Raw genomic sequence first — 9,644 nt, 5'->3', positions numbered from 1 at the left:
CGCTGACGCCGCTGACGAACTCGCCCGTGAGGAACTGGGCGAGGTCGACGGCGTGCGCGCCGATGTCGCCGAGCGCGCCCGAGCCGGCCCGTTCCCTGGACATCCGCCAGGTGTAGGGCGCGGTCGGCGGCGTCCGCGTTGTGGAGGAGTTCGGCGAAGAGGGCCTCGACCCGCTGGCGGGCCTGGCGGCAGAAGACGTCGGCGAGCCGGTAGGCCTCCCGGCCATGGTCGTCCTCGTCGCGGAGGCGTTCCGCGTGCACGCAGGTGGCGGTCATCACGAAGAGCTCGGAGCCGATGTCGACGATGCGGGCCAGCAGGCGCTGTTTGGTCTCCAGGCGGCCCCGCCAGCGGGACATCGCCCAGAAGGTCTCGCGGGCCAGCCGGCGTGCGGCGCGCTCCGCGTAGCGGAGGTGGGCGGCCAGGTTGGGGTGCCGGGAGACGTGGAAGTCACCGTAGGCGAGCGGGAGTTGGCCGCGCCCGACGGCCAGGGACGGCAGCCAGCGGGCGTAGAAGCGGCCGGCCGAGGTGACGGCGCGGCGCTTCTCGGTGAGGGAGGAGTCGGGCTCGATGAGCCCGCCGGCCACCTTCAGGTGGGTGTCCACGGCCTCGCGGGCGATGAGCAGCCGCATGATCTCGCTCGATCCCTCGAAGATCCGGTAGATCCGCAGGTCGCGCAGGAGCTGTTCGACCGGGATGCCGCGTTCGCCGCGGGCGGTGAGGGAGTCGGCGGTCTCGTAGCCGCGGCCGCCACGGATCTGGACCAGGTCGTCGGCCATCCGCCAGGCCATCTCGCTGCCGTAGAGCTTGGCGATGGCGGCCTCGATGCGGATGTCGCGGCGGCCCTCGTCGGCCATCTCGCTGACCAGTTCGAGCACCGCCTCCATGGCGAAGGTGGTGGCGGCGATGAACGCGAGGCGCGAGCCGATGGCCTCGTGCCGGGCGATGGGCTTGCCCCACTGGATCCTGGCCTGGGACCACTCGCGGCCCACCCGCAGGCACCACTTGCCGGCGGCGGCGCAGGTGGCCGGCATGGCCAGCCGGCCGGTCGTGAGGGTGGTCAGGGCGATCCGCAGGCCCTGCCCCTCCTCGCCGATCCGGTTGGCGGCGGGCACCCGGACCCGGTGCAGGCGGGTGACGCCGTTCTCCAGGCCGCGCAGACCCATGAACTCGTTGCGGTGCTCGACGGTGACGCCGGGGGTCGTCGCCTCGACCACGAAGGCCGTGATGCCGGCCTCGGGGACCTTGGCCAGCACGACGAGCAGGGCGGCGACGACGCCGTTGGTGGTCCAGAGCTTGACGCCGTCCAGCACGTAGTCGTCGCCGTCGCGGACGGCGGTGGTGCCGAGGCGGGCGGGGTCGGAGCCGACGTCGGGCTCCGTCAGCAGGAAGGCCGAGATCTCGCCCGCGGCGCAGCGGGGCAGGAAGGCACGTTTCTGCTCCTCGGAGCCGAAGAGCTTCAGTGGCTCGGGCACCCCGATGGACTGGTGGGCGGAGAGCATCGCGGCGACAGCGGGGCTGGCGGAGCCGACCAGGGCGAGGGCGCGGTTGTAGTAGAGGTGGTTGAGCCCGAGCCCGCCGTACTCGGGGGCGATCTTCATGCCGAAGGCGCCGATCTCGCGCAGCCCGGCGACCACGGTGTCCGGCACCCGGCCCTCGCGGTCGATGCGGGCGCCGTCGATCTCGCGTTCGCCGAAGGCCCGGAGCCGGTCGAGGAACGCCTGCCCGTGGCGGGCGGCCTCCGGATCCGGCTGGGGGCGGGGATGGAGCAGGTCGAGCCGCAGGCGGCCCAGGAACAGCTCGCGGGCGAAGCTCGGTCCTCGCCACTCGCGCTGCCTGGCGCCCTCGGCCACCCGGCGGGCCTCGTCCTCGGAGACGGTCATGCACGCTCACCTCGCCCTCGCCGTCGGCGGCGTCCTCGGAAGGTGTCATTCCGTTGTTACCCGATGTGCGGCCCCGCGTATCAGTCGAAGCTCGGACAGTAGTCGGAATCTGCCCCTCGAAAGAGTGACGAAGGGGTGTCGTCGAGGCCATCCGAGGGGGGCGCGGAAGCGTCGTCGCCCGGCCGTTGAAGCGCTTCGATACATCTATGGACACGCAGAGTTGATCGGTCTATGGTCAACGCGATTACACTGCCGTTCGCCGTCGAAGCGCTTCACTCCACCTGGGAGGGCATATGGTCACGCTCGCCGAGGTCGCCCGGCACGCCGGCGTCTCAGCCAGCACGGTGAGTTATGTCCTCAGCGGAAAGCGGACCATCTCGGCCCAGACCAGGGAGCGGGTGGAACGGAGCATCCGGGAGCTCGGCTACCACCCGAACGCCGGAGCCAGGGCGCTGGCGAGCAGCAGGTCGAACATCATCGCGCTGATGATGCCGCTGCGCACCGAGATGTACCTCCCGGTGATGATGGAGATCGCCATCGCCGTGGCCACCACCGCCCGCGAGCACGCGCACGACGTGCTGCTGCTGACCGGCCAGGAGGGCCCGGAGGCGATGCGGCGGGTGGCCGGCAGCGGGCTGGCCGACGCGATGATCCTGATGGACGTGGAGCTGGAGGACGAGCGGCTGCCGCTGGTGCGCGAGACCAGGCGCCCGGCCGTGCTGATCGGCCTGCCGGCGGACACCGGGGAACTCACCTGTGTGGACCTGGACTTCGCGGAGACCGGGCGGCAGTGCGTGACGCACCTGGCGGGTCTCGGGCACCGGGAGATCGCGATGGTGGGCGAGGCGGCCGCGGTCTACGAGCGGCGCACCGGCTTCGCCGAGCGGACCATCCTCGGGGTGCGGGAGCGGGCGGCCGAGCTGGGGGTGCGGGTGCTGCACCGGCCCTGCGAGGGCACCTACGAGTCGATGGCCGGCACGCTCTCCCGGATCTTCGACGAGCGCCCGGGCACCACGGCGATCATCGTGCAGAACGAGGAGGTCATCGGCCCGATGCTCAGCCTGCTGCGACAGCAGGGCCGGGCGGTGCCGGAGGACATCTCGGTGGTGGCGGTCTGCCCCGAGCAGGTGGCCACCCAGCAGGCGGTGGCCCTGACGTCGGTGGCCATCCCGGCCTTCGAGATGGGGCGGCGGGCCGTGGAGCTGGTGATGGCCCGGGTGCGGGCCGAGGCCACGGGCGCGCCGGCCGCCACCCACACGGAGCTGCTGCCGCCGACGCTGACCGTCCGGGCGAGCACCGGGCCGGCCGCCGGTGTGCCGGTCGCCAACGCGCCGTCGGCCGGGGCCCGCTGAACGACCGGTCCCGCGTCGCCCGGCGGTGGGTACCGCCGGGCGACGCCGGATGTCAGCTGTAGCTGACGCCGAACGAGTTGGTCGTGAAGTTCAACCCACCCGCCGACGACGTGATCTCGTAGCCGAACTGGACGTCACCGATGGGTTCGTTCGACGGCCACCAGCCCTGCGTCGCGATCCACCGCAGGATCGGCAGGATGTTCACCGAGCCCGAGTAGGAGTTGCCGCCGACGCGGAGGAACGAGTAGACGTTGTTGGCGCCGTTGCTGCCCCGGTAGACGTCCCAGGTGTGGCCGCCCTGGGTGACCCGGGTCTGGTAGGTGCCCAGCGGGCCGACCGGGCCCGTCCAGTTCATCCAGAGCATGACCTCGTGGTCGTAGTCGGTGTCCCAGATGTCGTAGGTGGTGTTGTACGCGCCTGACGACGGGACGGTGACGTTGTAGTTGCTGGTCAGCGAGTTGAGCTGGTTCAGCGGCCGGTTCACGATCCGCTTGGCGTTGGGGTAGGACTTGATGCCGCCGGTGTTGGGGTGGTTCGCCCAGACCCCCCAGTTGCTGTAGCTGTTGGCCCAGATGGTCTGGGAGCCGGCGCCCGAGCCCCAGATGTTGTTGTAGAGGATGTATCCGCCGTTGTTCCAGGTGCCCCACTGGTCGGAGCTCTCCCAGGTGGCGGCGTGAGCCGAGGTGGCGGTGGTGAGGGTGAGGCCGAACGCCGCGAGCACGGCGATCAGCGGCGTGATGACGCGGTTCAGGAAGAGCTTGCGTGCGGCTCGTATCACGGTGGGTGCGTCTCCCTTTCGGTGTGGGGGGGGTTCAGGACCGCAGCACGGCCGCGCCGGTGCGGTCCAGTGTCACCTCCTCCTCGTGGTGCGCGCCGGTGAGCAGGTCGGTGGCCGGCGCCGGGAGGCGTACGGTCACCGGTTCCGCCCGGTGGTTGAGGAGGAAGAGAAGCGGGCCGCGCCGGACCGCCTCGACGCCGTCGGGCAGCGCGGGCAGCACGGGCGCCAGGCCGGTGCTGGCGGCGGCGTCGGCCAACAGGTCGGCCAGCGCGGCGGGTTCGGGCAGCGTCGAGAGGTACCAGGCGGAGCCGGCGCCGTGTCGGGCGCGGGTGATGGCGGGACGGCCGGCCAGCTCGCCCTCGGCGTAGGCGGCCAGGGTCTCGGCGTCGGCCGGCTCCAGGTCCTCGCTCCACAGCGTGCCCGCGGTGCCGTCGTCGAGGCGGACGGACGAGCCGGCCGGCAGCGGGCACCACTCGTGGACGGTCTCCAGGCCGAGGACGCGGCGCAGCCTGGCGTCGACGCCGCCCTCGCGGATCCGGTCGTCGGCGTCGGCGACGCCGGTGAAGAAGCCGCAGACCAGGGTGCCGCCGGCGTGGGTCCAGGCGGCCAGGTTGTCGAGGGCGGCGTCGCTCAGCAGGTAGAGCTGGGGGATGACGACCATCCGGTAGCGGTCGAGGTCGGCCTCGGGGTGGGCGAGGTCGGTGGTGAGGTTGCGCCGCCACAGGGCGTGGTGCCAGCGGGCCAGCAGGGCGGCGTGGTCGAGCTCGGCCGAGGGCCGGCCGGGCTGGCCGCTGGCCCACCAGGCCGACCAGTCGTGGAGAATGGCGATGTCGGCGGGTACGGAGGTGCCCACCACGGAGGCGAGCGCGCCGAGTTCGGCGCCGAGGCCGGCGATCCGGCGGAAGCCCCGGGAGCGTTCGCCGGCGTGCGGCAGCATCGCGGAGTGGAACTTCTCGCTGCCCTGCCGGGACTGCCGCCACTGGAAGAAGCAGACGGCGTCGGCGCCGCGGGCGACGGCCTGGAGCGACCAGAGCCGGGTGGTGCCCTCGGGCTTGGGCACGTTGACCGGGCGGAAGTTGACGGCCGAGGCGGCCTGCTCCATCAGCATCCAGGGGCCGCGGGCCTGGGAGCGGGTGAGGTCCTGGACGAGCGCGCCGTGGGCGGGCCCGGCCGGGTTGTCGAGACCGGCCGCCGGCTCCGGGTAGATGTCGACGGAGACGATGTCCTCCTCCGCCGCCCAGCGCCAGCCGTCCTGCCCCGCGAACAGCGGCATGAAGTTGGTGGTGACGGGGACGTGCGGGCTGTGCGTGGCGACGATGTCGCGTTCGGCGGTGAAGCACTCCAGGAGGGCGTCGCTGGTGAAGCGCCGGAAGTCGAGGAGCTGCGCCGGGTTGTTGAGGTACTGGGCGCGGCGGGGCGGGATGATCTCGTCCCAGGAGTCGTAGCGCTGGCTCCAGAACGCGGTGCCCCAGGCGTCGTTGAGCCCGTCCAGGGTGCCGTGCCGGTCGCGCAGCCAGCGCCGGAAGTGGCGGGCGGTCTCGTCGCACCAACACGGGGTGCAGTACTCGTTGTTGATGTGCCAGACGCGGAGCGCCGGGTGGTCGCCGTAGCGGGCGGCCAGGTCCTCGGTGATGCGGGCGGCGTGCTCGCGGTAGATCGGGGACGAGGCGCAGAACTGGTTGCGCGAGCCGTACCAGACGACGGCGCCGGTCTCGTCGCGCGGCAGGGTCTCGGGGTGGCGGGCGCCGAGCCATGGCGGCGGCGACGCGGTGGGGGTGGCCAGCGCGACGCCGACGCCGGCGTCGTGCAGCAGCCCGAGCACGGTGTCCAGCCACCCGAAGTTCCGCGCCCCTGGCCGGGGTTCCAGGGTGGCCCAGGAGAAGACGCCGACGGTGGCCAGGTTGACCCCGGCCTCCTTCATGAGTCGGACGTCCTCCCGCCAGACCTCGGGCGACCACTGTTCCGGGTTGTAGTCCCCGCCGAACAACAGCCGGCCGCGTGTCGCGTCTCCGAGCCCTGCCATGGTGTCTCCTCGTACTCGTTCCTCAGCCCTTGACGGCACCGATCAGCATGCCCTTCTTGAAGTGCCGTTGGACGAACGGCGAGAGCACCGCGACCGGGAGCAGGGCCAGCACCATGACGGCGGTCTGCACCGCGAGGCTGGGGATCTGCCCGGTCCCGATCGCCTGGGCCATGCCGGCGGGGCGTTCACCGGCGACCACGATCTGCTGGAGGACGTTCTGCAGCGGCAGCTTGTCCTGGTCGGTGATGTAGATAAAGCCGGCGAACCAGTTGCCCCAGTAGGCGACGGCGTAGAAGAGCGATATCACGGCGAGCACGGCGCGGGAGAGCGGCAGCACGATCCCCCACAGGATGCGGACCTCGCTGGCGCCGTCGATCCGGGCGGAGTCGATGATCTCCTGGCCGACGTTCATGAAGAACGCGCGCAGCACCAGGATGTTGAAGACGTTGACGGCCATCGGCAGGATCAGCGCGGCGTAGCTGTTCATCAGCCCCAGGCTCTGGATCAGCAGATAGGTGGGGATGATGCCGGCGCCGCCGAAGAACATGGTGGCCATCAGCGTGAACAGCAGGGTGCGGTGCCAGAGCGAGCCGAGCCGGGAGAGCCCGTAGGCGGCCAGCACCGAGACGGTCATGGAGAGCAGGGTGCCGACGACGGTGACCCCGATGGAGACCGCCATGGCCCGGGAGACCTCGCCGCCGCTCAGCAGCTCGCGGTAGGCGTCCAGGCTGATGCCCTGGGGCCAGACGACGAGGCCGCCGCTGCGGGAGATCGTCTCGGCGTCGGAGAGCGAGGTGACGAGGACGATCCACAGGGGGAAGAGGATCGCGAGCAGGGCGATGCCGAGGATGGTGCCCTTGGCGGTCTGCCCGATCCGGGTGGGTGGTTCCTCCCAGGCCGGCCGCTGACGCTTGCCGACCTCCTTCTCCTCGCCGTCGTGCACGAGGACGCTGGTGTCGCTCATCGGCGCGAGTACACCCCCTGTTCGCCCATCGCGTGGGCGACCCGGTTGGCGGCCAGCACCAGTCCCACGCTGAAGATTCCCTTGACGATGCCGATGGCCGCCGCGTAACTGAAGTCGCCGCCCTCGATGCCGCGGTGCCAGACGTAGGTGTCGAGCACCTCGGAGGCGCCGGGGCCGACGGCGGTGCGTTGGATGAGGTACTGCTCGCCGCCGATGGTCAGCATGTTGCCGACCTGGAGCACCAGGAGCAGCGCGATGACGGGGCGCAGCGCGGGCAGCGTGACGTGCCACATGCGGCGCCAGCGTCCCGCGCCGTCGACGGCGGCCGACTCGTAGAGCTCGGTGTTGACGGTGGAGAGCGCGGCGAGGAAGACGATGATCCCCCAGCCGGCGTCCTTCCACATCACCTGGGCCGTGATCAGCCACTTGAAGAAGCCGGGGTCGGTCATCAGGTCGAAGCCGTCGGACCAGCCCCACTCGCGGAACAGCTGGGCCACCAGGCCCGCGCCGCCGAACAGCTGCTGGAAGACGGTGATGACCAGCACCCAGGAGAAGAAGTGCGGCAGGTAGAGCACGGCCTGGGACCAGGCGCGGACCTTGCTGTGCAGCACGCTGTTGATCAGCAGGGCCAGCGCGATGGGCACCGGGAAGTAGAAGAGCAGCTGGAGCCCGGAGAACATCAGGGTGTTCCGGACGGCCCGCCAGAAGTCGCGGTCCTCCATCATCCGCTGGAAGTTCTCCCAGCCCGTCCAGGCGCTGTTGGCCATGGAGTCGAAGAAGCCGTCGCCGGCGTACGGGCTGTAGAACTGGAAGGCGATGACGTTGCCGGCGATCGGCAGGTAGGCGAAGACCACCAGCAGGGCGACGGCCGGCAGCGTCATCAGGACGAGGACGTAGTCGCGGCGCAGCCGGTGTCGGAACGTGATGCCGCCGGGCGGCAGGGCGTCGGCGCGTCGGCGGCTTCGGCGGCGGCCTCCCGAGCCGGGCGGCGCCGGCTCGGTCGAAGGATCGCCGCCCTCCGTGGGGGTCGGAGGACGGGGGACCGTGCTCTGGGACACGGTGGCTCCTTAGGGCAGGTCGGGACGCTCAGGCGCCGTCTTCGTCCAGCAGTCCCTGGTAGAAGTCGCGCAGCTCGTCGCCGCCGTTGCGGCGCCAGTCGGCCACGGCGTTCTGCATGTCGCGGATGGACTGGCGGCCGCGCACGACGTCGTCCTCCAGGTCCTCGAAGCCGTCGTTGATGTTGGCGAGCCGGGCCGGCTCCTGGATCTGCCGGCCGTAGAACAGCGGCTCCCGGGCAAAGGCCAGGTTCCGCTTCTGCCAGCCCGTCTGGTCCTCGACGACCTGCGGGGTGTCGGACCAGGCGATGGTGTGCTGCGGGGTGGCGACGAAGGTGTACGTCTCCGGGATGACCTCGGTCTGGCCCAGGTCGGTGCGGACCGGCTGGCCGCCCTCCAGGGCGTAGTGGGTGCCCTCGATGCCGAAGGTGCGCAGCCGGTTCTCCACGGTGCCGTAGGGCGCGGCGGTGTAGTTGGCGATCTGCAGCGCCTGGCGGATGCGGTCCTCGGAGAGGTTCCGGTTGACGAAGGTCCAGATGGTGGAGCCGTTGCCCAGGTAGAGCACCGGGTCGTTGCCGCCGGCGCCGAAGTAGTCGAAGGCGTTCATCCGGAAGTCGGCGTTGGCGGAGAGTTGTTCGACGACCATGTTGTGCCAGACGCCGTCGCCGGTGAACATCATCAGGGACTCGCCGGAGGTGAAGCGCTGGCTGGCGTCGCCGGAGACGGCCACCGAGTCGGGGTGGACGACGCCCGCGTCGAAGAGACGGCGGGTCCACTCCAGCGCTTCCAGGTACTCGTCGGTCTCGTAGCGGTTGACCAGCTGGCCGTTGTCGCCGCGGGCGAAGTAGTTGGGGCGCTCGGGCAGCACGCCGAAGATGACCCACGCGGCCCACTTGACGTTCGCCTCCAGGGCCCAGACCCGGTCGCTCGGCGAGGTGATCTCCTGGCAGAGGGCGACGAAGTCGTCCGGGTTGGTGGGCACCTCCCAGCCGTTCGACTCGAAGATGTCCTGCCGGTAGAAGGGCGCCACGCCGCCGATGGGAGCGGCCGGCATGGGCAGACCGCGCAGTGCGCCGCCGAAGACGGACGGCTGCCAGGCGGCGGTGGGGATGGCGGCGAGGTTGGGGTAGTCGAGGACGGCGTCGCCGGAGAGGAAGGGGCCGAGGTCGGCGAAGCGGCTGCTGACGGCCTGCGGGATCTGGCCGGTGAGCTCCCAGCTGGGGATGCAGACCAGGTCGGGTATGTCGCTGCCGGCCAGCACCGCGCCCAGCCGCTCGCCGTAGGTGTTGCCGTCCTGGGTCTGCCAGTTCATCCGGACGCCGATGCCCTCGTCCATGGCGGTCCAGAAGGCGTTGCCGGCCTCCGGCGGGGTGCCCCAGAGCGGCGTCATGGCGCTGAACTCGCCGCCGCCGCCGAGCGGTTCCGGCACCGAGACGCCCAGCTCCTCCTGCGGGATCCAGCGGGTGTATCCGGGGCTCGACCCGTTCTCGGCGGCGATGTCGGGCTGCACCGCGACGTCGGACGCCCGGAAGGTCGGCAGGATGCGCTCCAGGTCCGACTCCGACGCCCGGCCGTCCTCGCCACCACCACCG

Annotated in this window: 7 protein-coding genes and 1 pseudogene; 1 reads left to right on the top strand and 7 read right to left on the bottom strand. The window is 71.3% G+C overall.

All coding sequences use genetic code 11. The features are described from left to right. Together E1283_RS38245 and E1283_RS24745 are read right to left on the bottom strand one after the other, a co-directional pair. Nucleotides 1-103: Gfo/Idh/MocA family protein (locus E1283_RS38245; protein WP_243745083.1), on the bottom strand; the 103-nt coding region annotated here is incomplete at its 3' end. A 16-nt stretch (nucleotides 104-119) separates the two neighbouring features. Continuing rightward, a pseudogene (locus tag E1283_RS24745) lies at nucleotides 120-1,880 on the bottom strand (acyl-CoA dehydrogenase family protein); the annotation flags it as partial. A 293-nt stretch (nucleotides 1,881-2,173) separates the two neighbouring features. Between E1283_RS24745 and E1283_RS24740 the strand changes: the two are divergent. Next, entirely contained in the window at nucleotides 2,174-3,232 is a 1,059-nt protein-coding gene (locus E1283_RS24740) for a LacI family DNA-binding transcriptional regulator (protein WP_132820350.1), read from the top strand. A gap of 52 nt (nucleotides 3,233-3,284) precedes the next feature. Here E1283_RS24740 and E1283_RS24735 read toward each other — a convergent pair whose 3' ends face one another. The 5 genes from E1283_RS24735 to E1283_RS24715 form a co-directional block, all read right to left on the bottom strand. Beyond that, entirely contained in the window at nucleotides 3,285-4,010 is a 726-nt protein-coding gene (locus E1283_RS24735) for a GH12 family glycosyl hydrolase domain-containing protein (protein ID WP_132820349.1), read from the bottom strand. A 34-nt stretch (nucleotides 4,011-4,044) separates the two neighbouring features. Beyond that, nucleotides 4,045-6,033, bottom strand: coding sequence for a beta-galactosidase (locus tag E1283_RS24730; protein WP_132820348.1), 1,989 nt, complete (start codon nucleotides 6,031-6,033; stop codon nucleotides 4,045-4,047). 22 nt (nucleotides 6,034-6,055) lie between these two features. Continuing rightward, on the bottom strand, nucleotides 6,056-6,997 hold the full coding sequence (locus E1283_RS24725; protein WP_132820347.1) for a carbohydrate ABC transporter permease: 942 nt from the start codon (nucleotides 6,995-6,997) through the stop codon (nucleotides 6,056-6,058). Further along, nucleotides 6,994-8,055 carry an ABC transporter permease gene (locus tag E1283_RS24720; protein WP_243745081.1) on the bottom strand — a complete coding sequence of 354 codons (1,062 nt, stop codon included), beginning with the start codon at nucleotides 8,053-8,055 and terminating at the stop codon, nucleotides 6,994-6,996. The genes E1283_RS24725 and E1283_RS24720 overlap by 4 nt, the downstream gene beginning before the upstream one ends. A gap of 28 nt (nucleotides 8,056-8,083) precedes the next feature. Beyond that, the coding region (locus tag E1283_RS24715; protein WP_132820346.1) for an ABC transporter substrate-binding protein at nucleotides 8,084-9,644 on the bottom strand (1,561 nt) is incomplete at its 5' end.

It is taken from the genome of Streptomyces hainanensis (assembly GCF_004348415.1).
GTDB lineage: Bacteria > Actinomycetota > Actinomycetes > Streptomycetales > Streptomycetaceae > Streptomyces > Streptomyces hainanensis.
This window is presented reverse-complemented; position numbering and strand designations above follow the sequence as displayed.

Bases quoted from the DNA above. Each gene is read 5' to 3' on its own strand.
- E1283_RS24725 (WP_132820347.1), bottom strand. From the start codon at position 6,997: ATGAGCGACACCAGCGTCCTCGTGCACGACGGCGAGGAGAAGGAGGTC.
- E1283_RS24730 (WP_132820348.1), bottom strand. From the start codon at position 6,033: ATGGCAGGGCTCGGAGACGCGACACGCGGCCGGCTGTTGTTCGGCGGG.
- E1283_RS24740 (WP_132820350.1), top strand. From the start codon at position 2,174: ATGGTCACGCTCGCCGAGGTCGCCCGGCACGCCGGCGTCTCAGCCAGC.